The organism is Streptomyces sp. NBC_00691 (assembly GCF_036226665.1).
In the GTDB taxonomy this organism is placed as follows: Bacteria; Actinomycetota; Actinomycetes; order Streptomycetales; family Streptomycetaceae; genus Streptomyces.
The window spans coordinates 5,942,181-5,966,801 of sequence record NZ_CP109007.1 but is presented as its reverse complement, the minus strand read 5'-3'; the positions used below and the strand labels follow the sequence as shown (position 1 = coordinate 5,966,801).

Here is a 24,621-nt window from a genome sequence, read left to right as displayed (position 1 = left end):
GCCGCGTGCTCCCCGCCCCGCCCGCGTCCGGGCTCACCCCCGCCAGTCGGCGAGGACCTCCTCCGTGTGCTCACCGGGGAGCGGGGCGCGGCCCGGGGCCCCGGTGGGTGTGCGGTCGAAGCGGGACGGCGGGGCGGGCTGGAGGGTGGCGCCGTCGCCGACCGCCACGAAGGCCCCGCGGGCGGCGAGCTGGTGGTGGGCGGCGGCCTCGGCGGCCGTGAGGACCGGGGCCACCCCCGCGTCCACGGCATCGAAGAGCTTCACCCAGTGCTCGCGGTCCCGGGTCGCGAAGCGGGCCGCGATCAGCTCGCGCAGCGCGGGCCAGGCCGCCGGGTCGGAGCGGTCCGGGAGGGCGCTGTCCTCGGGCTGGACACCGGCGTCCGTGAGGCCCAGCTGCTCCAGGAGGTTCTGGTAGAGGCGGGGTTCGATGGCGGCGACCGCGAGGTGGCGGCCGTCGGCGGCAGGGTAGAGCGAGTAGTGCGGGGCGTCGGTGACGGTGTGGTTGCCGGGGACCTCGCGCCACTGGTGGATCAGCGTGGAGATCAGCGCGGCGCCGTCAGCGAGCGCGGTGTCGACGACCTGGCCGCGGCCCGAGCGCTCCCGCTCGTGGAGCGCGGCGAGCAGCCCCTGCACATGGGCGTTGGCACCGCCGGCGAAGCTGGAGAGGTACGCGGTCGGCGGCGGCAGCGGGTCCCCGGTGGCCGGGTCGACGTCCAGGGCCCCGGTGAGGGCCAGCACCGCCAGGTCGTGGGCGGCGCGGCCGGCCCACTCGCCCCGCTGGCCCCAGCCGCTGACCCGTCCGTACACCAAACGCGGGTTGCGGGCGTGGGCCGCCTCCGGACCGATGCCGAGCCGGTCGGCGACGCCGGGGCGGAAGCCCTCGACCAGGATGTCCGCGTGCTCGACGAGGCCCAGTGCCTGCTCGACCCCCTCGGGGCTCTTGAGGTCGAGGGCGACGGAGCGGCGGCCGCGGGAGAGCGGGTTCTCCGCCGGGCGCGGCGCGTCGGGAGCGGCGGCCTTCCCGGGCGCCCGGTCGACCCGTACGACATCGGCTCCGAGCCCCGAGAGGACGGTTCCGACGAACGCCGTCGGCGCCGATCCGGCGAATTCCAGTACGCGCACTCCGGTCAGCGGTCCCGCCATGGCCAACTCCCTCGTGTCCAACGGTCTGTGATGCTTTCCACGCTATTCCGGCGGACGGGTCAGGAAACTGCGGACATCCGTAGCGTCCGGAATTCTGCCGCACCCGAGACTGAGGGAATTCCCCCTTTCCCGAAGTCGAAAGGCATGACGAAATGGCCGTCGTCTACACCGCCGAGGTCACCTCCACCGGAGACGGGCGCAACGGCGCCGTGCGCTCCTCCGACGGGCTGCTAGAGCTTCCGCTGTCGAGCCCCAAGGCCGTGGGAGGTTCCGGCACCGCGACCAATCCCGAGCAGCTCTTCGCCGCCGGTTACGCCGCCTGCTTCCACAGTGCGCTCCGGGTCTCCGCGCGCGAGTCCAGGGTCGCGCTGTCGGACGACACGGTCGTCGCCGAGGTGGCGCTCCACAAGGAGGAGAGCGGATTCCATCTGTCGGTCGTCCTCACCGTCGAGCTTCCCGGACTCGACGCCGACGAGGCCCGTCGTCTGGCGGACGCGGCGCACGGGCGGTGCCCGTACTCGAAGGCGATCCGGGGAAATGTCGAGGTGCGGGTGAACCTCGCCTCTTGATTCCCGCGGAGACGAAAGGGAAAGCCCCCGTGGTCCTGCCACGGGGGCTTTCCCGATCCGTCCTCCACGGCCCTCTCGTCAGGGCGTCGCCGCCGCGGCCGCGGCGGCCGCCGCCGGCAGCGCCTCGACCACCCGGCTCACCGCACGGTCGTCGTGCGAGGCCGAGACGAACCAGGCCTCGAAGGGCGAGGGCGGCAGATAGACGCCGCGGCGCAGGAGCTCGTGGAAGAAGGGCGTGTAGCGGTACGACTCCGTGGCACGGACCCCGTCGAAGTCGACGACCTCGTCCTCGGTGAAGAAGACCGAGAACATGGTGCCGGAGTACTGGACCCGGTGCGCCACGCCCTCCTTGGCCAGGGCCGCCGAGACCTCGCGGCCGAGCGTCCCGGAGACCTCGTCGAGCCGCTCGTACACCTCGGCGGTGCTGTGCCGGAGCGTGGCGAGGCCCGCGGCGGTGGCGACCGGGTTCCCGGAGAGCGTGCCCGCCTGGTAGACGGGCCCGGCCGGGGCCAGGTGGGCCATCACGTCGGCGCGGCCGCCGAAGGCCGCCGCCGGGAAGCCGCCGCCCATGACCTTGCCGAAGGTCAGCAGGTCGGGGGCGACGCCGTCCCGGCCGTACCAGCCGGAGCGGCTGGCCCGGAAGCCGGTCATCACCTCGTCGGAGATGAAGAGCGCCCCGTGCCGTGAAGTGATCTCCTTGAGTCCCGCGTTGAAGCCGGGCAGCGGCGGAACGGCGCCCATGTTGCCGGGGGCGGCCTCCGTGATCACGGCGGCGATCTCGTCGCCGATCTCCGCGAAGACCTTCTCGACGGCGGCCAGGTCGTTGTACGGCAGGACGATCGTGTCGCTCGCCTGGGCCCCGGTGACGCCCGGTGTGTCGGGGAGCGCGAAGGTCGCGAGCCCGGAGCCGGCCGAGGCGAGCAGCGCGTCCACGTGGCCGTGGTAGCAGCCGGCGAACTTCACGATCTTGCCGCGTCCGGTGAAGCCGCGGGCGAGGCGGATCGCCGACATCGTCGCCTCGGTGCCGGAGCTGACGAGGCGGACCTGCTCGACCGGGGCGACCCGCTCGACGATCTCCTCGGCGAGCTCGACCTCCCCGGTGGACGGCGCCCCGAAGGAGGTGCCGCGCCCCAGGGCCGCCGTGACGGCCTCGACGACGGCCGGGTGCCGGTGGCCCAGGATCATCGGGCCCCAGGAGCAGATGAGGTCGACGTACTCGTTGCCGTCGGCGTCGGTGAGGTACGGGCCCTGGGCCGAGGCCATGAAGGGCGGGGTGCCGCCGACGGCTCCGAAGGCGCGCACCGGGGAGTTGACGCCGCCGGGGGTGACCCGGCGGGCCCGCTCGAAGAGCGCTCTGCTCGCGGTCCCTGCGCCGCTCATCGTCCGGCCTCCTCGGGGGCCTCGAAGCCGAGGGCCGCGTCGAGGACGACGGCACCCTTCGGGAGGACGCGGACCGGGTTGAGGTCCAGGGCGAAGCCGGCGGGCCAGTCCTGCACCAACGCACCGACCTTGTGGAGGAGTTCGGCAGCCGCCTCGACGTCCACGGCGGCCCGGCCGCGCGCTCCGCCGAGTATCCTCGCGCCGCGCAGCCCGGCGAGGAGTGCGGCCCCCTCGCCGGGGGCGAGCGGCAGCAGCCGGTGGCCGACGTCGTCCAGGACCTCGGTGAAGATCCCGCCGAGACCGGCGGTGAGCACCGGACCCAGGTCGGTGGTGTGCACGCCGACGATCAGCTCGACGCCCTCGCCGTCCCCGTCGATCAGTTCCTCGACGAGCACCTGTCCGCCGAGCGCGGCCAGCCGGGCGTGGACCTCGGGCGCGGTGTCGGCGGTGACGCCGATCTCCACTCCCCCGGCCTCCGTCTTGTGGAGCAGGCCCGGTACGACGGCCTTGAGCACCGCCGTACCGCCGACCTCGGTCACGGCGCGCGCCGCGTCCTCGGCGCTCTCGGCGATCCGGCCCTTCGGGACGGCGATCCCGGCCTCGGCGAGGAGCCGCTTGAGCTCGGGCTCGGTGGCCTCGGAGCCGGGGCCGGGCACGGTCCCGGGGCGCGGGGCGTCCGGCAGGGTACGGGGGCGGCTGACCTCCCAGAGGGCGGCGGCGGCCCGCAGGGCGCGGGCCGGCGTCGGGTACTCGGGGAGCCCGGCCTCGCGCAGGTCGCGCGGGGCGTCGGGGGCGAGGAAGTCGGCGCCGGTGCGGGCGACGAGGATGGGCTTGCCGCCCTTCTCGGCGGCCCGGGAGAGGGCGTTGACGGCCTTCTCCACATCGGGCCCCGCCATCACGCAGAAGGCGGCGACGATGATGTCGACGGTGTCGTCGGCGATCAGGACGTCGAGGGAGCGGTCGAAGAGCGAGGGGTCGCTGAGGACCGTGGCGGTGATGTCGACCGGGTTGTCGATGGCCCCGAAGGCGGGGACGATCTCGGCGAGTGCCTCCTTGCTGCGCGGCTCCAGGGCGCTGAGCTCCAGGCCGTGTGCCTCGACGGCGTCGGCGGCGAGGATGCCGGAGCCGCCGGAGGTGGTGACCACCGCGACGCGGTTGCCGGTGGGGCGCCGCTCGGACTCGAAGACCCGGGCCACGTCGAGGAGTTCGTCGATGTCGTCGACGCGGACGATGCCGAGGCCGCGCAGGGCCGCGTCCAGGACGCGGTCGTCGGTGGCGAGGGCGCCGGTGTGCGAGGCGGCGGCCCGGCCGCCGGCCTCGGTGCGGCCGGACTTGAGCAGGGCCACCGGCTTGCCGGAGCCGGCCAGTTCACGGAGGGTGCCGATGTCCGGGGTGTCCTCCAGGTAGCCGAGGAGACCGGTGACGTCGGGGACGGCGGCGAGTTCGCGGAGGACTTCGAGGGCGGTGACGTCGGCGTCGTTGCCGGTGCTGACGACCCAGCCGGGGCGCAGACCCCGTTCCAGGGCGAGGCTGGCGGCCCCGAAGCCGAGGGCGCCGCTCTGGCTGACGAAGGCGAGGGTGCCGGGCTCGAAGGGGACGGACTCGGCGCCGAAGAGGGGGCTGAAGGTGGCGAGGACGCGGTTCTCGTAGCCGACGGCGCCGATGCAGTTCGGGCCGATGATCCGCAGGCCCCCGGCGCGGGCCTTGGCGACGATCTCCTCCTGGAGTCGGGCGCCCTCCTCGCCGGTCTCGGCGAAGCCGGAGGAGGCGATGACGGCGAGCTTGACGCCGGCGGCCACGCAGTCGTCGACGGCGCCGGCGACCCGTTCGGCGGAGACCATGATCAGTGCCAGGTCGACGGGGCCCGGGGCGTCCTTCACGCTGGGGTACGCGGGGACGCCGAGGATCTCCGGGGAGCGCGGGTTGACCGGCAGGATGCGGCCCTTGTAGCCGTACCGGAGGAGGTAGTCGAGCGGCTTGCGGCCCAGGGCGCCGGGGCGCTCGCTGGCGCCGATGACCGCGATGGATTCGGCTTCCCAGAGAGCCGAGATGTCACTCATGCGATGGCCTCGATCTTCGTCTCGTTCTGTGCGTTCGGGTCGTTCGGGTCGTTCGGGGTCGTGCTGACGGGGCCGCCCTCGGCGTCCGCCGCCGCGAAGAGGCGGGTGAAGGCGGCGATGTGCCGGGCGCCGTCCGGGTCGGCCGCCAGCTCCCGTACCAGGACGGTGGGCTGGTGCAGGGCCTTGTCGACGATCCGCCGAACGCTGCGGTCGATCTCGCGCCGTACCGTGCCGTCGATGCCGTCGATCCCGTCCAGCCGGCGGGCGAGCCGGTCGAGTTCGGCCTCGGCGGCCTCGGTGGCGGCCGTCCGCAGCGCGGTGAGGACCGGCTTCGCGCCGGCGAGCCGCAGCCCGGTGCGGAACTGCTCGACCTCCGCGTCGATCAGCTCGTGCGCGGCCTGGACGCTGGCCGCCGAGATCTCGTCCTCCTGGCCCTCCTCCGCGATCCGGCGGAGGTCGACGAAGGTGACGCCGGGCAGTTCGGCCGCGCCGGGCGCGATGTTGTGCGGCAGGGACAGGTCGAGCAGGAACAGCTCGCGGCCGTCCCGCGCGGCGAGCGCCTCCTCGACGTCCAGGGCGGAGACGAGGTGGCCGGTGGCGGCGGTGGCGCCGACGACCACGTCCACCTCGGTGAGGAGCCGGGGCAGGTCCGTCAGGTCGTACCCGACGCCCCCGGTGGTCTCGGCGAGGCGCTGGGCCTTCTCCGGGGTGCGGTTGGCGACGTGCACCCGGTCCAGGCCCGAGCGGCGCAGCGCGGCGACGACGACTCCGGCGAAGGCGCCCGCGCCGATGACCAGGGCGGTCTTGCCGTGCAGGGAGCCGACCCGGCGCTCGAAGAAGCCGAGTCCGGCGGTGGCGAGCGAGCGGCCGGCCTCGTTGAGACCGGTCTCGTTGCGGGCCCGCTTGCCGACCCGCAGGGCGGTCTGCACGGCCTTGGCGAGGACCCGGCCGGTCCGGTCGAGCCGCTGGGACCGTTCGAGGCCGAGCTTCACCTGGCCGAGGATCTGGTCCTCGCCGACCACGACGGATTCGAGTCCGGAGGCCACGGCGAAGAGATGGCGTACGGCTCCGTCGGCGTGGTGGCTGTAGAGGTGCGGGGCGATCTCGTCGTGGTCGACCCCGGTGTGTTCCGCGAACAGCTTCCCGAGACCGCTCAGTTCGCCGGGGCCGGCCGCTTCTCCGGTGTCCCCGAAGGCGGTGGGGCCGCCGCGGGTCTCGGCGTAGATCTCCAGGCGGTTGCAGGTGGAGACGACGACGGCGGCGTCGATGCCGTCGACCGAGGTGACGTCGGAGACGAGGTCCTCGGCGGGCCGGTCGGTGCCGGCGAGTCTCTCCAGGAGGTCGAGCGGGGCGCTGGCATGGCTGATGCCGAGGACCAGCATGGTGGAGGACGGACTCACCGGGTCACCGGTCCAGCGTCTGGGCGAACTCGGAGGCCCAGTAGGTGATGATCTGAGTGGCGCCCGCGCGGTGGATGGAGGCGAGGCTCTCTCGGACGACCTGGTCGCGGTCGATCCAGCCCTTGGCGGCGGCCGCCTCGACCATGGAGTACTCGCCGGAGACCTGGTACGCGGCGACGGGCACCTGCACGTGGTCGGCGATGAGCCGGACGATGTCGAGGTAGGCGAGCGCGGGCTTCACCATCACCAGGTCGGCGCCCTCGGCGACGTCCAGCGAGACCTCCAGGAGCGACTCGCGGATGTTGCCGGGGAACTGCTGGTAGCCCTTGCGGTCGCCGCGCAGGGTGGACTCGACGGCGTCGCGGAAGGGGCCGTAGAAGTGGGAGGCGTACTTGGCGGAGTAGCCGAGGATGGCCACGGACTGGTGGCCCGCCCGGTCGAGTGCCTCGCGGATGCGGCGGACCTGGCCGTCCATCATGCCGCTGGGGGCGACGATCTGGGCGCCCGCGTCGGCCTGGACGACGGCGGCCTGGGCGTACAGCTCGATGCTGGCGTCGTTGTCGACGTCGCCGTTCGCGTCCAGGACCCCGGTGTGACCGTGGTCGGTGTACTCGTCGAGGTTGATGTCGCCGATGATCACGGAGGAGTCGCCGACCTCGGCGACGACGTCGCGGAGGGCGACCTGCAGGATGCCGTCCGGGTCGACGGCGCCGGTGCCGGTGGGGTCCTTGTGCTCGGGGATGCCGAAGAGGATGAGTCCGCCGACCCCGTTGGCGACCGCCTCGGCGGCGGCCTTGCGGAGGGTGTCACGGGTGTGCTGGAAGACACCGGGCATGGAGGGGATCTCCCGCGCCTCGGTGAGGCCCTCGCGGAGGAAGAGGGGCTGGACGAGATTGGCGGGGCCGACGCGGGTCTCGGCGGCGAACCGGCGCAGCGCGGGTGTGCGGCGCAGTCGGCGGGGGCGGTAGTAAGGGGCGGCGGGGTCGGTGGCCGCGGTGTTGCGGCCGTAGGCGTCGTACGTCATGAGCGTGACTCCTTCGAGGGCGTGGCGGCGTGCGGAGAGGCGGCGCTGTACGGAGACGGGGAGCGGTGCGCGGACCGGGCCCGGTGCGGAGACCGGGCGACGTACGCGGACGGCGCGAGGTGGTAGGGCGGGCCGATGCGGACGGACGGGCGGACGTGCGGGGTGAGGAGGGCGCGCGAGGCGGCGTACACGGCATCTCCTAGAGCGCCTCGCCGAGGAACACCTGCTCCAGGTGCTTGGCGACGGGCTCGTCCGGGCGGCTGAACCAGTAGCCGTGCCCACTGCGCTGGAAGAGCTTCAACTCACCGAGCTGGACGAGGGTTTCGGCGAGCTTGACCGCGAGCCCGGCCGGGTCGACGACGGGCAGGCCGTGCAGCTCGTGGATGCCGAGGTGCCAGAGGATCTCGTTGGGGATGCCCTCGGCGGGGATGATGACCTCGGCGCCGGCCCGCGCGGCCCGCTCGGCGGCCGCCGAGTACACCTCGACGAACTGGTCGAAGTCCCCTTCCAGGGAACGGTGTACGGAGTCCCAGCCGCCGGGGACGACCTCGTACGAGCTGAGCGAGGACTCCAGGCGGTACTGCCGGATGTTGGCCCGGATGGGCTCCTCCAGGGGCGGCATGAAGCCGAGGACGCCGAAGCGCTGCCCGGTGAGCGCCGAGAGGAAGAAGGCCGTCTCTCCGTAGCCGAGGGTCGGTATGGAGGCGAGGTGGCGGGCGTCGCGCAGGCCGGGGTCCTGGCCGGCGGCGATCACCCAGGCGTCGTAGCCCTCCCGCTCCGCGACGAGCGCGGACTCGGAGAAGTGCCGGCTGAAGAGCACCTGGGCGGAGTGGTGGCCGACGAGTCCGAACGGAGTGGCGTCGGGGTAGGTGTCCGCGGGGAGGGTCTTGATGTCGATGGTGGTGCCGGGCGCGGCGATCGCGTCCAGGTGCGTGCGATACCACTCGTCGAGCAGCGGCAGGCGTCCCTCAACGGTGTGCTTGTGAAACCAGATCCGCATGTGCGTCACCTTTCAGTGGTCGTGGTGCGACGTCGAGAAGTGATGCCTTGAGCAGGTAGTCGACGGCCGAGCGGGGGTCGGCCGCGGTACGCCTCAAGGAGGCGAGCCGGGCCGGGAGTTCGGCCGCGCTGTCCAGTCCGGCCGTACGGGCCTCGCTGCGCGGGATGACGGCCGTCTCGACGACGGAACGGCGCCGGTCGAGGGCCGCGTCGAGCGACGCCCCGCCCGGGGCGTCGCCCCGCAGGACGGCGGCGAGGGCCCGGCCCGTCTCCACGGCGTCGTGGATCCCGCAGTTCATGTTCAGTCCGCCGGCGGTGGACGTCAGATGGGCCGCGTCCCCGGCGAACAGCACCCGGCCGGCCCGGTAGCGGGGCAGCAGGAACCGCGCCAGCCGGTAGGTGTGGGCGTCGGCGATCCGGACCGCCTTCCCGGCGGCTCCGGGCAGGGCCTGTTCGACCCTGGCCCGTACGGCGCCGGGCGCGAGGACGGCCTCGCGGTCCGTGCCGCGCGGGATCCGGAAGATCAGCCGCCAGTGGTCGGGCATCCCCAGGGCGCTGAACGAGGCCCGGGCGTCACGGATGTAGGACAGCGGGGCGAGCCCGGGGACCAGCTCGTCGAGCGGCGTCCCGGTGACCACGCGGAGCGCGTAGTCCGGGTACTCCTCGGCCGTTCCGGGCAGCCCGGCGAGCTCGCGGAGCCGGCTGCGGCTGCCGTCGGCCGCCAGGACGTACGGGTGACGGGTGACGGTGACCCGCCCCGCCGCGTCCTCGGTGCGCAGCAGCACTCCGCCGCCGCCGTTCCCGCCGCCGGTGCCTCCGTCGCCGGTCTGTTCGGCCCCGGTGACGGTGGTCCCGAACCGTACGTCGGCGAGACCGGTGGCCGTCAGCTCGGCGAGCAGCAGCGGGGTGAGCCGGGCCTGTTCGACATGGAGCCGGTACGGGTGCCCGGTGTGCCCGGCGAGCACGGAGTAGTCCAGCTCGGCGTGGACGACGCCGTCCAGGTCGCGCCACTGGACACGGTCGACCGTCCGGCCCTGGCGGCTCAGCGCGGCGGCGACGCCGAGCTCGTCGAGGAGGTCGAGGGTGGAGGGGTGGAAGGTGGACGCGCGGGACTCGGTGGCCAGCGTCTCCCGGGACTCCAGGAGGGTCACGCGGACCCCGGTCCGGGCGAGGACGAGCGCGGCGGTCAGCCCCACGGGCCCCGCGCCGACGACGGCGACCGGCTCGTGGGAGGCGGTGTCGCCGCTCACGACACGGCCACGGCGGCGTCGCGACCGGCCGCGGCAGCCTCGGGTCCGGCGCCGGCGGCGCTGTCGGCGCGGGGAGTGCCCGTCCTCGTGCCGGTCCGCTCGGCGAGCCGGCGCAGCAGCGGGTGCGCGTCCGGGCCGTGGGCGGGCAGGCCGAGAGCGTCCCGGGCCCACCAGGCGCTCGCCAGGTTGGAGGTGAGCAGGATGCGCCCGCTGTCCTTGCCGAGCTCGGCGAGGGCGTCGAAGGTGAACATGCCGGTGCCGGTGAACAACAGCGTCGCGTCCTCCGGCAGTTCGGCCTCACGGACCTGCGCGACGAGCTCGTCGGTGGTCACGTCGTACGGGGAGAAGCGGGCACCGGCCCGGATCTTGACCACCCGGTCGACGGCGAGGCCGGCCGACTCCCAGTAGGCGTGCGACAGTTCGGTGAGCCAGGGCTCGTACGGCGAGATGAGGACCAGCCGTTCGGCGCCGACGGCCCGCGCCGTGTCGAGGATGGCGAGCGCCGCCGACCGTACGGGGGCTCCCACGCGCTCGGAGAGCTCCGCGCAGAGGGCCCGGTCGCCGTCCGGCGTGAGCAGGTAGTGCGAGCCGGTGCAGGAGACGACGGCCGCGTCGAGACGCAGACCACCGAAATTCCCCAGCACATCGGGGAGTACGTCGTTGTACTTCTCAAGCCGGCCGCGGAGGTCTTTTCCGGGAAGGACCGGGAAGCGTGCGGTGTGGACATTGAATGCGGGGCTGACGAGGCCGCCGATCTCGGGTTCGGCCGCGGCGTTTCCCGAAGGAACCACCACACCGAGTCGCGGCGCCGAATGCAGAGCCATGAACGAGTCACTCCCATCCGTCGGTGCCATTGACATCACCGTACGAGCGGAACGCACCGCACATCGATACGGGATTCCGCACCCGTGGCCGGATTCATCACCCGGCAAAAAAGGACGGCGCCGCACCGTCAATACGGTGCGGCGCCACGGCGTCCGGAATACGGAAACGGAAAGCGGAACTCACTCGGCCCGGGCGGCCTCGGCGACGAATTCGTCGATCTTCGCCCGTCGGGTCAGTCCGCCGTTCACGGCCCAGTTCCCCTCCGGGATCTCGTTCACGACGAGCCAGACGACGGTGTCGGGCGAGGTCACCTCCTGGACGTGCCGGGTGACCTCGACCGAGAGCGCCTCGTTGCGCTCGGGGGTGAGGAAGCCCTCCAGGGGGGTGACCACGACGAGGACGCCCGGGACGGTGCCGGCCCCCGTGGCCGCGGACCCCTTGGCGGCCTCACGGACGTAGACCCAGGTGGCGGCGGCGAAGAAGTCGGTGTGCGGCAGCTCCATGGCCGTCAGCACGGAGTCGGCGACCCGCTGCCGCAGGACCTCCGCGGCGGTCTCGGACAGGGTGCCCTCGGGAACGGTTATCTCGACGAGCGGCATGACGAACTCCCCCAAATGGATACGTACGGGAACAGGAACGGGAACGGGTGCCGGAAGGGAACCGTCCCCGGTACGGGGCGCGGGACCGGGCACCGATGCGGGCGCCGGGTGGTCACGGGCCCCCGGGCGCGGCGGTGGGATCAGCAGGCAAGGGCCGCCTCGAACCGGTCGATGGCGGCCGCCAGCTGGGCGCGCCGGCGGATGTCGAGCTTGCGGTAGATCCGCGTGATGTGCAGTTCCACGGCCCGGGTCGAGACCGTGAACGACTCGGCGATCTGCTTGTTGGTCAGGCCGTCGAGCATCATCGTGGCGATGCGCCGCTCGTGGGCGGTCAGTTCCTCACGGACGGCGGCCTCCTCCCGTACGGGAGCCATCTCACGGACGGCCTGCGGGGCGGGCGCAGCGACGCCCCCGCGTATTCGCTCGTGAGTCCCGGCACCACCGGTGGACCTCTCCAGACCGGCGAGCACCACGTGCCCCATGACCGCGTTCCATTCACGGACCCGTAACTCGCCGATGACCTGCGCCTGGGCGTACGGATCGGCGTACAGGACCCGTAAGAGGGTGCCGCGGTCCCTTGCCTCACAGACCAGGAGTTCCCCGGTACCGTCCCGCCAGGGTCCGCCGCCGAGCAGGATGCCGCGTGCGGCCATCCTTTTCCAATAGGTCCGGTGCGCCTCTCCGAAACTCAGCCGGTCCGTCTCATTGCCACGGAAAACGAGTTCGACCACAAAAGCCACGTGCGACTCCCCCATTAGGGCCGGGTGTTTCCACTCGTGACGCTACCACCCATCACCCGCCCCATGAATGAACACAATGTTGCGGGCGGCGGCCCGGCATTTCCTGAGGGAATGGGGCGGCTAATCGGCCGCCGCTGGCGTCGGTACGGGGGTGGTCCCGGGCGCCGGCTCGGGTGCCGGGCGCGGCTTGCGCCGGAGCAGTCCCGTGGCCGCGAGCACCGCGACCGCCCCGAGCCACACGGTCCAGCCGAGGGGCTCGTCGAGCACCACGGCACCCAGGACGACGGCCACGGCGGTCATCAGATAGGTGACCGTGGAGGCCACGGTGGGACCGTCCTTGATGATCAGCTCGAAGTTGAGCAGCGCGGCGAAGCCGGTGCAGACGACGCCGAGGATGAGGACGGAGATCACCGAGTCGGTGCGCCAGGTGACGGTCTGGAGCCCCAGGAAGGGGAAGGCGACCAGCAGGAGGACGGTGGCCACGCTGAGCTGTCCGCCCGCGAGCATCAGGGGCGGAATGCCCCTGCCCACCAGGTACTTGCCCATGTAGGCGAAGCTGGCGCCGAAGCTGATGGAACCGAGGACGAAGCAGAGGATGCTCCAACCGGTGCCGGCCGAGGACGAGTTCCAGGGCGAGGCGATGAGCGCGGTGCCGCCGAGGCCGAGCAGCACGCCGCCGGCCTTGAAGCCGGAGACCCGCTTCTCCTGGCCGAGCAGCAGCGCGGCGGCCAGGGTCCAGATCGGGGCGCTGCCGTTGACGACCGCGGCGACGCTGCTCGATCCGTCGATCTCCCCCTCGGCGTAGAGGGTCCAGGGGATGGCGTTGCCGAGCAGGGCGGCGACGGTCAGATGGCCCCAGGTGGCGGCCTCCTTGGGGAGCCGGAGCCCCTTGGCGTAACCGATGGCGAGGATGACGACGGCCCCGAGGGCGAGCCGGATCAGCACCATCTGCACGGGTGAGAAGCCGTACCCGGCGATCTTGATCCACAGGAAGACGGAGCCCCAGATGAGGCTCAGCGCGGCCAGCCGCGTGTAGGTGGCTTTGGACATGGGTGTTCCCGCTCTCCGAAGGCAGACAGGGCTCGGCAAGGAGTTGGAAGAGGAAGAGGTGCGGAGGTGAAGGGGACGCGCGAAGCTCTCCGCGGTACGGGGTCGAGCCTCGCACCGGCGGTGGGACGGGTCCAGCAACGTCTGGTGGACGGTACCGTCCACCAGACGTGGCGAATGGTGTCCGCGCAGGTCGGCGGCCGCGCCACGCGTCGGCGGCGGTGCCCGCTCAGCCGGCGACGGCCGCCCGGGCCGCGGTCCGCAGCGCGTCGAGGACGGCGGCGATCTCCGGGGACGTCTGGCTGCCTTCCCGCACGGCCGCGAAGACCGTGCGCGAGGGCGCCCGCTCGCTGAACGCGCGGATCGTCACCTCGGGCCGCGGGACCGGCTTGGCGAGGCGCGGCACCAGTGCGACCCCGAGGCCGAGCCGCACCGCCGCGAGTGTGGCGTCCCAGTCGCCGATGGCGTGGGATGCCTGCGGGGTGAACCCGGCGGCCGTACACGCGGCGACGCCGATGTCGTGACAGAGGCCGGTGGTGGCGAAGATCCAGGTCTCGTCGGCCAGATCGGCGAGGAGCAGCCGTTCGCTGTCGAGGAGCCGGTGACCGGCGGGGAGGGCGATGTCGAAGGGGTCGTCGCAGAGCACGACCCGGTGGAACCGCCCGTCGGAACGCCCCTCGGACCGGCTGTCCGAGCGGCTGTCCGAGCGGCTGTCCGAGCGGCTGTCGGAGCGGCTGTCGGAAAGGCCGCCGCCGGACGATCCGTCACGCGGTCCGTCGAGGCGCCCGGCCTCGCCGTCGGAGCGCTCCGGCGGCTCCGATCCGGCCGCGCCGGCCGATCCCGCCGAACCGCCCGATCCCGCCGCGGGCCGGGTCGTGTCCGCGGAGATGACGACGTCCGTCTCCCCGCGCTGGAGCAGGGAGAAGCTCTCCGGCGGGTCGACCTCGGCCAGCGAGGTCCGCAGCAGCGGACGGGTCTCCCGCAGCCGGGCCACGGCCGGCAGGATCAGCGCCGAGAGGGTGGTGGAGAAACCGGCGACCGCCACCTCGCCCCGCTCGCCGCTCTGGTGGGCGGCGAGTTCCGCGCGCATCTGCTCGACCTGGGTGAAGACGGCGTCGGCGTGCCGGAGCACGATCCGCGCCGCTCCGGTGAGCCGGAGCCGGCGCCCGGAGGGCTCGGTGAGCGCCACGCCCAGCTCTCGTCCCAGGGCGCTGATCTGCTGGGAGACGGCCTGGGGGGTGAGGTGCAGGGCCCGGGCGGCCGCGCTGACGGTGCCGCGCTCGCTGAGTTCCCTCAGCACCCGCAGTTTCCGCAGGTCCGGATCGGTCACGTCACGCGCCCCCTCCCGCTGCCGCCGTTCGGTCATCGTACGCAGCCGGCGTCCACGTCGATGACCTCCTTGACCAGTGTCTCCAGGACGTCGAGGTCCCGAGCCGTGCGCCCCGCCTCGCGCCGGTCGCCCGGGTAGGTGGGGTCCAGGACGACGGCCCGGGCGCCCAGGTCCTGGAGGAGTCCGAGGTCGTCGGCGATCTGCGCCCGGGTGCCCTCGCCGAGCAGCCGTCCGGGGCCGAGCGGCCGGGAGGTGACGCGGAGTTTGATCCGGGGGCAGACGTCGGGGACGGGCCGCTCGTGTTCCTCCGCGACCTGGCGGAGCGCGGGCAGTCCGACGCCGAGCAGCCAGTCGCCGGAGACGGAGGTGGGGTGCCAGGCGTCGCCGAGGCGGACGGCCCGGCGGAGCGCGCCGTAGCTGTGGCCGCCGACCCAGACGGGCGGGCCGGGCCGTTGCACGGGCAGCGGTCCGGTGTGCACCTCGCGGAAGGAGACGTGGGCGCCGTCGAAGGAGGCCACCTCGGTCGCCCAGCAGGCCTTGATGGCGGCGAGGTACTCGTCGCTGATCGCCCCCCGCTTGCGGTACGGGACGTCCAGGACGGCGAACTCCCGCGCGGCCCAGCCGGCGGCGGCGCCGAAGACGAGCCGCCCGTTGCTGAACCGGTCGATGTTGGCGGCGACGCGGGCGGTGTGGACGGGATGCCGGTACGGGAGGATCGTCACCGTCGTCCCGAGCCCCACGGTCCTGGTGACGCCCGCGAGCCAGGCGAGGGTCGCGAAGGGGTCGTAGAACGGGGCGGGGAAGAGGTGCTGCACGTCCGGGGTGAGGGCGACGTGGTCGGAGACCATCGCGTAGTGGTAGCCCATCGACTCGACCCGCAGCGCCCAGTCGGCGAGGGCGTCGGGGGTGGCCTCGGGCCCGTAGTTGGGCAGATTGACGCCGAACTTCATGGCGTGTTCCTTTCCAGGGCCTCGGCCGCGGTCGCGTCCGCGGCTCCGGCCCTGCCTTTGTCACGGTGATCGGCCTCCGCGGCGCGCGGCTCGGTCCCGGCGTCAGGCCGGTCGGTCCCGGTGTCGTCCTGTCCGGCCCCGGCCAGAGCACCGGCCCCGGCCTCGCGCCCGGCGAGCGCGCGCACCGCGGTGAGATGGAAGAGGACTCCCGCGAGCGCGACCCCGGCGGCGGGGAGCGGGAGCCAGCGGGCGTCGAGCCCGTGGGCGAGGGCGAGGCCGCCGAGCGCGGAGCCGACGGCGCCGCCGAGGTAGGTGGCGGAGCTGTTGAGGCCGACGGCGGCGGCACCCCCTTCCCCCTCCCGCGCGAGCAGCCGGTGCTGCTGGGGCACGACGAAGGCCCAGCCGACCGCTCCCCACACGACGAGGGGCAGCAGGACCAGGCCGGGTACGGTTCCGGTCCACGGCAGCAGGGTGAGGGCGGCACCCAGGGTGCCGAGCAGGGCGACCGCGAGCAGGGCCGGCCTCCCGCTCCGGTCGACGAGGGTCCCCGCGAGGAGGCTGCCGCAGACCCCGCCGATGCCCCAGACCCACAGGTACGGCACGGCGCTGCCGATGTCGGCGACGCGGTGGAGGACCGGTTCCAGATAGGTGTAGAGCCCGAGGCTGGCGACGGTCTGGGTGAAGGTGACGGCGACGACCACGGCGACCCGGGGCCGGGCCAGGGCGCCGAACCGGGCCCGCAGCGAGGGTGCCGCGGCCCCGCGTACCGGCGGAAGCCCGGTGCCCACCCCGGCCAGGGCGACCACGCCGAGACCGGTGATCAGCCACAGGGCGGTGCGCCAGCCGGAGTCGGCCGCCACGAGCAGCCCGAGCGGGACACCGAGGACCGTCCCCGCGCTCATGCCGCCGAGCACCAGGCCGAGGGCCCTTCCGCGCCGCTCGGGCGGTACGAGCGCGACGGCCGCGGTGGCCGCCGCCGGGGTGAAGAGGCCCGCCCCGGCTCCGGCCAGGGCGCGGGTGCCGAGCAGCCCGGCGTACGAACCGGTCAGCGCGGTACCGGCGTTGGCGACGACGAAGACCACCAGCGCGGTCACCAGGACCGTCCGGGTGCCCCAGCGGGCGAGGACGGCCGAGAACAGCGGCGCGGCCAGGGCGTAGCAGAGGGTGAAGGCGGTGACGGACTGCCCGGCGAGGGAGACCGAGACATGGAGGTCGGCACCGATGTCGGGGAGCAGTCCCGCCATCGCGTAGGCGTCGGTCCCCATGGCGAAGGAGCCGAGCGCGAGCAGGGCCACCGCGCGCGTGCCGCCCATCACACCCCTTTCTGTTCCGCGTCCGCCCGCGTCGTACGGAACGGCCCTCAGGACGCTACTGACCGTGCGCGCCGCTCGGGGCCCTCCACACCGAAGTGGGTTCGGAGTTCCGCAGCCTCGCGCCGCCGTCCGGCTCGAATCGGCCGGTCACCTGCCTACGGTGGATCGATCGAGGAACCCCAGGAGGGAGTCCACCGTGCTCGACCTGTCCGTCATCAACGCGATGTTCCCGCCCGATCTCCCGGAACCGGCCGACTGGGACCGCCGGTTCCGGCCGCGCGCCCTGCCGGAGGGCGCCGAGGTGACGCGCTTCGCCCCGAGTCCCACCGGGCATCTGCACATCGGCGGCCTCTACACGGCGGCCGTGGCGCGTGCCCTGGCCCACCAGTCGGGTGGTGTGCACGTGCTGCGCGTCGAGGACACCGACCGGTCACGCCAGGTGGCGGGTGCCGCGGAGGAGTTCTCCCGGCTGCTCGCGGCCTTCGGGCTCGCGCCCGACGAGGGCGGGGTCGCCGGTGCCGGGGAGTGGGGCCCCTACCTCCAGTCGGAGCGCCGGGACGTCTACCTCAGCCATGTGCGCGAACTGCTGCGGCGGGACCGTGCGTATCCCTGCTTCTGCGACAAGGACCGGCTGGCCCGCAGTGCGGAGGAGCAGCGCGCGGGCCGCTCCCCGATCGGCTACTACGGCCGGTGGGCGCCGTGCCGGACGCTGGCGCCGGCGGAGGCCGCCCGTCGGATGGCGGCCGGTGAGCCGTACGTGGTGCGGTTCCGCTGCCCGTACGAGTTTCCCGGCCGCGTCCGGTTCAAGGACCGGATCCGTGGCGTCGTCACCATGCAGGACAACGGCAACGACATCGTGCTGCTCAAGTCCTCGCAGGAGGAACTCCCCCTGCCGACTTATCACTTCGCGCATGTCGTGGACGACCGTCTGATGCGGGTGTCGCTGGTGGTGCGCGGTGAGGAGTGGCTGTCCTCGACGCCCGTCCATCTCCAGCTCCACGCGGCGCTCGGTTTCGACCCGCCCGCGTACGCGCATCTGGCGCCGCTGATGAAGGCCGAGGGCCCCTCGCGGCGCAAGCTGAGCAAGCGCAAGGACCCCGAGGCGTCGGTGGACTACTACCTGGCCGCCGGGTATCCGCCGGCCGCCGTCCAGCACTATCTGCGCGGCCTCGCCAACATCCGGCTCATGGACGTCCCGACGGCGGAGGCGCTGGCCGCGCCTGTCCGGCTCGACGGCATGCGCCCCTCGGGGCCGCTCCTCGATCTGCCCAAACTGCACTCCCTGAGCCGGGAGTTCATCGCCTCGCTCACTCCCGACGAGCTGTACGGCCAGCTTCTCGCCTGGGCGGAGGAGTACGACCCGGAGCTCGGGTCCGTGCTCGCGCGGCGGCGGGGGCTCGCGCTGGCGGCGGTGGCCGCGGGCCGGCCCGAGGGCGCGCCCGCCCGGAAGGACCTGGACCGCTGGTCCTGCTTCCGCGACCGCTACGGCTTCTTCTTCGCGGAGCTCTTCGGCACGCCGCCGGCCGCCGACGACGACCGCTACGGCGGCCTGGCCCCGGACCTGGTGCGCCGGATCGCGGGCGAGTTCGCGCGGGAGGGGAGCGGGGCGACCGCCTCGGAGGAGTGGTACGGGGCGCTGCGCGCGCTGGCGGCCCGTCACGGCCGTGCCCCGGACACGGCCTCCTGGCGCCGGGATCCGGGGCGTTGGGCGGGCCCGCCGAGGGAGGTCGCGAACGTGGTGCGGGTCGCTCTCACGGGCGCCACCCGCAGCCCCGATCTGTTCGCCGTCGCCCGGGCGCTGGGCCGGGCCGAGGTGCTGCGCCGCCTCACCGCCGTGGCGGGGTGAGGCGGCGGGTCCCACCGTGGCGGGCGCGGGCGGCGGGTCCCCCGGTGGCGGCGCGGCGGCGCAGCACCCCGCGTCGGTCCGGTCGCGCCCGGCCGGGGTCAGTCCAGCGGCACGCTCCGGAGCCCGTCACGGGCGCCCGCGACCCTCGACGCCGGGCTCTTGAGGAGTCCCTTGTCGCTGGAGCTCGCGGGCGCGTCCGCGCCCACCGGGGTGGTGGTCATGGGCCGGGCGGCCACGCAGCGCTGCTTCTCGGCCTCCGACATGGGCCCGGTGCGCTGGAGCAGCCGGTCGGGCACGGCCCGTGAGGGCCCGTCGACGACGGCGTGCAGCCGGTAGTCGTCCTTCTTGCTGACGAACCACCCCTCGACCCGCTCGCGGCTCGGCTGCATCTCGACCCAGCTCACCTCGCCGGGCTGGATCTTCTCCACGACCGTGCGCTGGTCGCTGCTGAACCACTGCCAGGGCCGCTGCCAGACCTTCTCGTAGGCGAGGGCGAACTGGGCGGCCATGGGCCGCTCCTTGAGGCGCTTCTCGTCCTCCGCGCGGTCGCCCGACGTGGGCAGCCTGGCCACCTCGTTGAGTGCGAGCCCCGCGTCGGCGTAGGTCTGCGAGATGCTGTCGTGCGCGCGCTCGGAGTACGAGAGGAGCCGGGAGTGCTCCAGCGTGTTGCGGGTGCAGTTGACGAAGGCCTCGCCGACGACCCGTGCCCGGTCGTAGTAGCGGAAGGAGGTGCGGGTGTCGGGCCGGAAGGTGCAGGCGTTCTCGCCGTTGCAGGCGGCCGCGGCGTTGTGGAGGGTGCTCTCGCGTTCGTTGCCCTTGTACGCCTCCGAGGTCCCGAGTGCGGTCTTGCTGACGGTCCTGTCGACGTCCGGCGGCACCTCGACCGCCCGGATGCGGGCGATCATGGGCGAACAGGTCACATGGGTGCGGGAGTCGGTGACGCGGGAGGTGAAGGTGAGCAGCGGCTCGTTCTCGCTCGCGGTGAAGACGTAGGCGCGTCCGGTCCAACGCCCCTTGCCCGGCGTGCCCTTCGCCCGGTCGGGGTCGCCGGCGGTGGTGACCTCCTGCACGGGGCCTCCGGAGCCGACGACGGCGTAGGGCTGACCTGCGACGACCTGTTCTCCGGTGCACTCCTTGGAGACGGCGGGGCTGTCCTCGTACCGCACGGTGACCCTGGCGCCCGCGCGGACTCCGCGCAGCCGCTGCTGGAGGGTGTTGCCGTCCTTCTGGAGGGCGACGCCGTGGGAGGCGTCGCCGCGGCCCGAAGCGGCGGGTGAGTAGCGCTGGTTGGAGCCGGTCCAGTGGTCGAGGCCGACGGTCGTGGGGCCGTCGCCCTTCATGACCGGGTCGGCGAAGTCGCCGTTGAGGACGGGGACGGCCTGCTCGGCCGCCGCGGCCGCGGCGTGGGAGGCGAGGGGGACGACGGGCAGCAGCAGACCGGCGGCCCCGAGGACGACGAGGACCGGGAGGGTGGTGCGGTTCATGATGGCGCTTCTCCCGGTCAGTTGGCGGCGGGCAGGACGACGACGTGCTTCGGCTCGGCGCCCGGGGGCACGGCCCGCGCGGCGGGGACCTCGGCGGCCGAGAGCGGTCCGGGGCCGGGAGCCGGGGCCGGTCCGGGGCCGGGAGCCGGGGCGGGGGCGGTGTTTCCGGAGGGCCGCGTACCGCTGCACGTGGACGCGGCGTACGTCTGGGCGACGAACGTGCTGTCGTTGACCATCGAGGGGCTGTCCACGACGATGCCGATGATCCGCTGCCCGGTGTCGGCGACGAGGCTGCCGGCCACCCGCCGCATGGCGGCGCTCGCACCGAAGACGAGCATGTCGTGTGCCTTGACGGTGGTCTTGTAGACGGTCTCCTCGGTGGCTTCCACGGTCCACGACTTGGAGTACGTGGCCTTGAAGGCGGCCTCGAAGGCGAGGCGCGCGCTCAGCGAGCCGGTCGCCGTCGCGCCTCCGGACACGGTGGTCTTGTTGCCGTTCGACGAGGTGGGGCCCTTGTCGAGCTGGGGCGTCTTGTGTTCGCTGGCGGTCTCGTTGGCGAGGTTGGCGGTGACCTGGCCCGAGGCGCCGACCGTGCCCTCCGCGGTGATCTGCCCGGAGATCTCGCCGCCGATGTTGTCACTGGTACCGGTCTTGAGGGTGACGGTCCGCTCGACGGCCATGTCGCTCTGGGTGCAGTTGACCACCGCGTTGACGAGCGACTTCACGGTGGTGACGTATTCGCGGCCCAGCTTGTGGTCGATGGCGAAGGTGCAGGCGGAGCGCTTCGTACCGCAGTACTTCAGGACGTCGGCGACCTTGGCCGGGCGTCCGTCGGCGGTGAGGGCGCGGGGGACGGGGGTCTCACCCGGCCCCTCCTCGGCGGCGCCGACGGGCGGCGCGAGGGAGACGGCGGCGAGGCCGAGGAGGACGGAGAGGGCGGGCAGCAGGGCGGCGCGGCGAAGGCACGCGGGCATGACGGGGAATCCCTTCGGGACGGAGGGGAGACGGGGAGGGAGAGGAGCGGGAGACGGGGAGGGAGAGGAGAGAGGAGCGGGGGACGTGCGGGGAGGGCGAACGCCTCAGTCGCCGAGGAGGCCGCACAGCTGGTCGACCGGGAAGGGGGACTGTCCCGGGTCGGCGGAGCCCTGCGGCAGCGAGCCGGGGAAGGACTCGCAGGTGGAGGTCACGGCCTGGGCGGCGTTGTTCGCCGGCTCGGGCTCGTTCGAGGCGATGGTCTCGTTCATGTCCTTGAGGCCCTGCTCCTCGGCGGCGCCCTTGCCGCCGGTCAGCTTGTCCATGCAGGAGGACGAGCCGGGCGGGCACTCCTTGAGCTTCTCCCCGGCCGCCTTGATCTCCTTGTCGGTCTTGTCGGCCGCCTCCTGGTTCTTCTTCTGCTGCTCCTCGATCTCCTTGGCCTCCTTGGCGTTGGCCTCCTTGTCCAGGCAGGCCTGGTCGTCGGGCTTGCACTCCTCGGCGTACGCGGTGGGGGCCAGGGGCAGGGCGAGCGCGGCGGCGAGGACGGCCGCGGTCAGCACACGGCGTGCCGAGGTCTTCCGTTCGGGCATGGGAACTCCCTTGGGACAGGGGTGAATTGGTGGGCTCGGCCGGGGATGCCAGGGGCGGACAGGGGACTGTCCTCAAGATCACCGAGCGCAGCCCGACGCTAGCCGCCGGGGCCCCGGCACTCCGGCAGGCCACACGGCGCGGCGCGCTCCCCGGGGGCCGCTCACCACTTCGGCGGAGCGCACTCGGGACCCCTCGGACGGGGTGCCGGCGGGCAGTTCACGGGGCTCCGCCCGAGGCCGCCGGTCCACCCGTTCGCAGGGAATCGGGGGCGTACCCGAGGTGGCCGAGGGCCGTGCGCGGCCGGGCCCCTCACTCCCCCAGACGCCGCCGTTCGGCGGCCCGCCCGAGCCATCCGCGGGAGCCCTCTCGGGGCGCGCACCGAGGGTGAATGCGCCCCCCGAACCCCGCCCCGAACGGACGTCCGTCAGACGGGTGTTTCGGCTCTTCCGGCTCGCTCCCGTGATCATTTTCGGACAGTCTTCTCGTGTGCCCGGCGGCCCGTCCCGGTCGTCGCACCGGCCGTGGGCGTCCCATGCCCAAGGGCCCGGCACGCCGTGTTCGCATGACCCGCGCCCGGCCCCCGTGAGTCTCCGCCCACCCCCGCGGACGCGCACGGCACCGCCGGGCTCAGCGCTCCCGTGTGTCCCCATCGAAGGAGAGCAGAGCCATGTCCCGTTCACGACCCGTACCCCCTCGCCCGAGACTGCGTGCCCGGCCGCTCGCCGCCGCCGTCCTCACGGCCGCCGCCCTGACCGCCGTACCCGCCCTCGCCCCGGCCGCGACCGCCAACGAGGGCAACCCGACCGTGCTGAGCTGGGGCGCGGGCCGCACCGGCCAGCTCGGCAACGGCACCCTGTCCGACAGCCTCAGCCCGTCCTCGGTCACCAGCCTCTTCCGCGGCGACGTGGACCAGATGTCGGCCGGAGGGACCTCGTCCGCCGACTCGTTCGCCCTCGCCCGTACCGACAAGACGGTCAAGTCCTGGGGCCACAACTCCTCCGGCCAGCTCGGCAACGGCGGCAACACCAACCAGACCGTGCCCACGACCGTCCCCCGCCTCACCAACATCAAGGACATCGCGGCGGGCGGGAAGCACGGACTCGCCCTCGACGCGAGCGGCCAGGTCTTCTCCTGGGGCGACAACGCCTACGGCCAGCTCGGCAACAACCGCACCGGCGACAGCCGTACGGTCCCCGACCGCGTCCAGGGCATGCCCAAGGTCAAGCAGATCTCGGCCGGCTGCGACTTCAGCCTCGCGCTCCTGGAGAACGGCAAGGTGTACGCGTGGGGCCGCGGCATCCACGGCCAGCTCGGCACCGGCAACCGCGCCACCAGCTCCGTCCCCCGGCAGGTACAGGGCCTGGAGAACATCGTCGAGATCGACGCGGGCTGCTACCACGCCCTCGCGCTGACCGCCGACGACACGGTCAAGTCCTGGGGCTACAACCTCTACGGCCAGCTCGGCGACTCCTCCACCAAGTCCTCCACCGTCCCCGTCGACGTCGACTGGATCGAGGGCGTCTCCGACATCGAGGCGGGCGCGTTCCACAACTACGTCAAGACGAGCGACAGCCACGTCTGGGGCTGGGGCAACAACCAGTACGGCCAGCTCCTGGAGTCCGACGAGGCCTTCGACTCCAACGTCTCCCGCACCAACCGCACCGCCCCCGTCGAGATCCCGCGCCTGGAAGGCGTCCAGCACCTCGCGGCCGGCGCCCGGCACGGCGTCGCGGTCACGGCGGACGAGGTCTTCACCTGGGGCCACAACGGCGAGGGCCAGCTCGGCAACGGCACGACCGTCCCGCGCTACGAGTCGGTGAAGATCCTCAACGAGGGCTCGGCGATCAAGAACGTGGCCGCCTCGCTGGGCGGCAACACGACGTACGCGTACTGAGCGGGGAGGGCACTCCCATGACGTACGCGTACGCATGCGCCGTCGCCCGCCGCGCTCTCGCCCCGGCCCTCGTGCTCCTCGCCCTCACGGGCCCGGCCGATGCCGCGGAGCCCCGTGATCCCTGGGTGCGGGCCTGGGGCGGGAACGGCGCGGGCCAGCTCGGCAACGGCTCGCTGGCCGCCCAGCCGACGCCGTCCGGGGTCCAGGGCCTGGCCCGCGCCGATGTACGGCAGCTCTCGGCCGGCGGCGGCAACGACACGAGCGCCTTCGCCATCGCCCTGCTCGACGACGGCACGGTCGAGTCCTGGGGCGGCAACGGAAGCGGACAGCTCGGCGACGGCACCACCGTCGGCCGCCCCTTCCCCGCCGCCGTCACCGGTCTCTCCGGCGTCTCGAAGATCTCCGCCGGGGTGAACTCCGCCTCCGCCGTTCGCGGCGGACGCGTCCTCGCCTGGGGAGACAACGCCTATGGCCAGCTCGGCAACGGCACGACCCAGGCCTCCCCCCGTCCGGCCGCGGTCCAGAGCCTGAACAAGGTCGAGGACATCTCGTTCGGCTGCTACCACGCGGTCGCCCTCCGCGAGGACGGCACCGTCTGGACCTGGGGCCGCAACCAGTTCGGCCAGCTCGGCCTCGGTTCCACCACCGACCGCAACACTCCCCGGCGGGTGCCCGACCTCACGGACGTCGTGGAGGTGTCCGCCGGCTGCAACCACACGCTCGCCCGTACGGCGGACGGCACCGTCAAGGCCTGGGGATACAACTCCAACGGGCAACTGGGCAACGACAGCACCGAACACGGCTCGGCACCCGTCGACGTCAAGCACCTGACCGACGTCGCGCGGATCTTCGCGGCGGGTTACCACTCCTTCGCCGTCCTCGACGACGGCCAGGTGCGCGCCTGGGGCTGGAACGGTGCCGGGCACCTCGGCGACGGCTCCACGGTCTCGCGGACCACCCCGGTACCCGTCCCCGGACTCACCGACGTCACCGCCCTCGCCGGCGGCTACAACCACACCCTCGCCGTCCTCGCCGACGGCTCGGTCCTCGCCTGGGGCGAGAACACCATGGGCCAGCTCGGCGACGGCACCACCACGAACTCCCTCTCCCCGGTCACCGCCCTGCCTCCGGGCAGCGGTGCGACCCGCGTGGCGACCTCCACCGTCTCCCGGTCCAGCTACGCGTACTGACCCCGAAAGGTC

At 73.3% G+C, this 24,621-nt stretch carries 22 protein-coding genes; 4 read left to right on the top strand and 18 right to left on the bottom strand.

Translation table 11 applies throughout. The annotated features are described in order from the left end of the window. Positions 1-33: 33 nt before the first annotated feature. Complete coding sequence (locus OG392_RS27065) at positions 34-1,143, bottom strand: CaiB/BaiF CoA transferase family protein (protein WP_329283745.1); 1,110 nt, start codon at positions 1,141-1,143, stop codon at positions 34-36. Between the two features lie 152 nt (positions 1,144-1,295). Between OG392_RS27065 and OG392_RS27060 the strand changes: the two genes are divergently transcribed. Then, the gene (locus OG392_RS27060) at positions 1,296-1,712 is read left to right on the top strand and encodes an organic hydroperoxide resistance protein (RefSeq protein WP_329283744.1); all 417 of its coding nucleotides are present in this window, start codon (positions 1,296-1,298) and stop codon (positions 1,710-1,712) included. A gap of 78 nt (positions 1,713-1,790) precedes the next feature. On the opposite strand, the gene hemL is transcribed toward OG392_RS27060, so the two are convergent. From hemL to OG392_RS26990, 14 genes are all read right to left on the bottom strand, one after another. Then, positions 1,791-3,092 (bottom strand): glutamate-1-semialdehyde 2,1-aminomutase, encoded by a 1,302-nt coding sequence (hemL, locus tag OG392_RS27055; protein WP_329283743.1) that lies wholly within the window; start codon positions 3,090-3,092, stop codon positions 1,791-1,793. Beyond that, a complete protein-coding gene (locus OG392_RS27050) occupies positions 3,089-5,152 on the bottom strand; it encodes an acetate--CoA ligase family protein (RefSeq protein WP_329283742.1) in 2,064 nt (687 codons plus the stop codon). The genes hemL and OG392_RS27050 overlap by 4 nt, the downstream gene beginning before the upstream one ends. Beyond that, the gene (gene hemA, locus OG392_RS27045) at positions 5,149-6,552 is read right to left on the bottom strand and encodes a glutamyl-tRNA reductase (protein WP_329283741.1); all 1,404 of its coding nucleotides are present in this window, start codon (positions 6,550-6,552) and stop codon (positions 5,149-5,151) included. Before hemA ends, OG392_RS27050 begins: the two co-directional genes overlap by 4 nt. Positions 6,553-6,556: 4 nt before the next feature. Next, complete coding sequence (gene hemB / locus OG392_RS27040) at positions 6,557-7,576, bottom strand: porphobilinogen synthase (protein WP_030325713.1); 1,020 nt, start codon at positions 7,574-7,576, stop codon at positions 6,557-6,559. Beyond that, the gene (locus tag OG392_RS27035; RefSeq protein WP_329283739.1) at positions 7,573-7,767 is read right to left on the bottom strand and encodes a hypothetical protein; all 195 of its coding nucleotides are present in this window, start codon (positions 7,765-7,767) and stop codon (positions 7,573-7,575) included. Before OG392_RS27035 ends, hemB begins: the two co-directional genes overlap by 4 nt. 8 nt (positions 7,768-7,775) lie before the next feature. Beyond that, positions 7,776-8,576: an aspartate/glutamate racemase family protein gene (locus tag OG392_RS27030; protein WP_329283738.1), complete on the bottom strand. Its 801-nt coding sequence runs from the start codon at positions 8,574-8,576 to the stop codon at positions 7,776-7,778. Further along, the gene (locus OG392_RS27025) at positions 8,545-9,825 is read right to left on the bottom strand and encodes an FAD-dependent oxidoreductase (protein WP_329283737.1); all 1,281 of its coding nucleotides are present in this window, start codon (positions 9,823-9,825) and stop codon (positions 8,545-8,547) included. Before OG392_RS27025 ends, OG392_RS27030 begins: the two co-directional genes overlap by 32 nt. Continuing rightward, positions 9,822-10,649, bottom strand: coding sequence for a maleate cis-trans isomerase family protein (locus tag OG392_RS27020; RefSeq protein WP_329283736.1), 828 nt, complete (start codon positions 10,647-10,649; stop codon positions 9,822-9,824). Before OG392_RS27020 ends, OG392_RS27025 begins: the two co-directional genes overlap by 4 nt. Positions 10,650-10,829: 180 nt before the next feature. Continuing rightward, positions 10,830-11,249 (bottom strand): tautomerase family protein, encoded by a 420-nt coding sequence (locus tag OG392_RS27015; RefSeq protein WP_329283735.1) that lies wholly within the window; start codon positions 11,247-11,249, stop codon positions 10,830-10,832. 140 nt (positions 11,250-11,389) lie between these two features. Then, positions 11,390-12,004, bottom strand: coding sequence for a LuxR C-terminal-related transcriptional regulator (locus tag OG392_RS27010; RefSeq protein ID WP_329283734.1), 615 nt, complete (start codon positions 12,002-12,004; stop codon positions 11,390-11,392). Between the two features lie 105 nt (positions 12,005-12,109). Beyond that, positions 12,110-13,039: a DMT family transporter gene (locus tag OG392_RS27005; RefSeq protein WP_329283733.1), complete on the bottom strand. Its 930-nt coding sequence runs from the start codon at positions 13,037-13,039 to the stop codon at positions 12,110-12,112. 226 nt (positions 13,040-13,265) lie between these two features. Then, complete coding sequence (locus tag OG392_RS27000) at positions 13,266-14,366, bottom strand: LysR family transcriptional regulator (RefSeq protein WP_329283731.1); 1,101 nt, start codon at positions 14,364-14,366, stop codon at positions 13,266-13,268. A gap of 32 nt (positions 14,367-14,398) precedes the next feature. After that, positions 14,399-15,316, bottom strand: coding sequence for a TIGR03619 family F420-dependent LLM class oxidoreductase (locus tag OG392_RS26995; protein ID WP_329283730.1), 918 nt, complete (start codon positions 15,314-15,316; stop codon positions 14,399-14,401). After that, positions 15,313-16,629 (bottom strand): MFS transporter, encoded by a 1,317-nt coding sequence (locus OG392_RS26990; protein ID WP_329283729.1) that lies wholly within the window; start codon positions 16,627-16,629, stop codon positions 15,313-15,315. Before OG392_RS26990 ends, OG392_RS26995 begins: the two co-directional genes overlap by 4 nt. Before the next feature lie 196 nt (positions 16,630-16,825). On the opposite strand from OG392_RS26990, the gene OG392_RS26985 reads away from it, so the two are divergent. Beyond that, complete coding sequence (locus tag OG392_RS26985; RefSeq protein ID WP_329283728.1) at positions 16,826-18,475, top strand: glutamate--tRNA ligase; 1,650 nt, start codon at positions 16,826-16,828, stop codon at positions 18,473-18,475. A gap of 98 nt (positions 18,476-18,573) precedes the next feature. Here OG392_RS26985 and OG392_RS26980 read toward each other — a convergent pair whose 3' ends face one another. From OG392_RS26980 to OG392_RS26970, 3 genes are all read right to left on the bottom strand, one after another. Next, on the bottom strand, positions 18,574-19,959 hold the full coding sequence (locus OG392_RS26980; RefSeq protein WP_329283727.1) for a hypothetical protein: 1,386 nt from the start codon (positions 19,957-19,959) through the stop codon (positions 18,574-18,576). 17 nt (positions 19,960-19,976) lie between these two features. Continuing rightward, complete coding sequence (locus OG392_RS26975) at positions 19,977-20,933, bottom strand: hypothetical protein (protein WP_329283726.1); 957 nt, start codon at positions 20,931-20,933, stop codon at positions 19,977-19,979. Positions 20,934-21,038: 105 nt separating this feature from the next. Continuing rightward, on the bottom strand, positions 21,039-21,524 hold the full coding sequence (locus OG392_RS26970) for a hypothetical protein (protein ID WP_329283725.1): 486 nt from the start codon (positions 21,522-21,524) through the stop codon (positions 21,039-21,041). Positions 21,525-22,192: 668 nt separating this feature from the next. Between OG392_RS26970 and OG392_RS26965 the strand changes: the two genes are divergently transcribed. Beyond that, positions 22,193-23,419, top strand: a complete 1,227-nt coding sequence (locus OG392_RS26965) for an RCC1-like domain-containing protein (RefSeq protein ID WP_329283723.1) — start codon at positions 22,193-22,195, stop codon at positions 23,417-23,419. A gap of 17 nt (positions 23,420-23,436) precedes the next feature. Next, positions 23,437-24,609, top strand: a complete 1,173-nt coding sequence (locus OG392_RS26960; RefSeq protein WP_329283722.1) for an RCC1 domain-containing protein — start codon at positions 23,437-23,439, stop codon at positions 24,607-24,609. Positions 24,610-24,621 lie beyond the last annotated feature (12 nt).

Coding starts and splice junctions, on each gene's coding strand:
- OG392_RS27065 (WP_329283745.1), bottom strand. CDS start 1,143: ATGGCGGGACCGCTGACCGGAGTGCGCGTACTGGAATTCGCCGGATCG.
- OG392_RS27060 (WP_329283744.1), top strand. CDS start 1,296: ATGGCCGTCGTCTACACCGCCGAGGTCACCTCCACCGGAGACGGGCGC.
- hemL (WP_329283743.1), bottom strand. CDS start 3,092: ATGAGCGGCGCAGGGACCGCGAGCAGAGCGCTCTTCGAGCGGGCCCGC.
- OG392_RS27050 (WP_329283742.1), bottom strand. CDS start 5,152: ATGAGTGACATCTCGGCTCTCTGGGAAGCCGAATCCATCGCGGTCATC.
- hemB (WP_030325713.1), bottom strand. CDS start 7,576: ATGACGTACGACGCCTACGGCCGCAACACCGCGGCCACCGACCCCGCC.
- OG392_RS27030 (WP_329283738.1), bottom strand. CDS start 8,576: ATGCGGATCTGGTTTCACAAGCACACCGTTGAGGGACGCCTGCCGCTG.
- OG392_RS27020 (WP_329283736.1), bottom strand. CDS start 10,649: ATGGCTCTGCATTCGGCGCCGCGACTCGGTGTGGTGGTTCCTTCGGGA.
- OG392_RS27015 (WP_329283735.1), bottom strand. CDS start 11,249: ATGCCGCTCGTCGAGATAACCGTTCCCGAGGGCACCCTGTCCGAGACC.
- OG392_RS27010 (WP_329283734.1), bottom strand. CDS start 12,004: ATGGGGGAGTCGCACGTGGCTTTTGTGGTCGAACTCGTTTTCCGTGGC.
- OG392_RS27005 (WP_329283733.1), bottom strand. CDS start 13,039: ATGTCCAAAGCCACCTACACGCGGCTGGCCGCGCTGAGCCTCATCTGG.
- OG392_RS26995 (WP_329283730.1), bottom strand. CDS start 15,316: ATGAAGTTCGGCGTCAATCTGCCCAACTACGGGCCCGAGGCCACCCCC.
- OG392_RS26990 (WP_329283729.1), bottom strand. CDS start 16,629: ATGGGCGGCACGCGCGCGGTGGCCCTGCTCGCGCTCGGCTCCTTCGCC.
- OG392_RS26980 (WP_329283727.1), bottom strand. CDS start 19,959: ATGAACCGCACCACCCTCCCGGTCCTCGTCGTCCTCGGGGCCGCCGGT.
- OG392_RS26975 (WP_329283726.1), bottom strand. CDS start 20,933: ATGCCCGCGTGCCTTCGCCGCGCCGCCCTGCTGCCCGCCCTCTCCGTC.
- OG392_RS26970 (WP_329283725.1), bottom strand. CDS start 21,524: ATGCCCGAACGGAAGACCTCGGCACGCCGTGTGCTGACCGCGGCCGTC.
- OG392_RS26965 (WP_329283723.1), top strand. CDS start 22,193: ATGTCCCGTTCACGACCCGTACCCCCTCGCCCGAGACTGCGTGCCCGG.
- OG392_RS26960 (WP_329283722.1), top strand. CDS start 23,437: ATGACGTACGCGTACGCATGCGCCGTCGCCCGCCGCGCTCTCGCCCCG.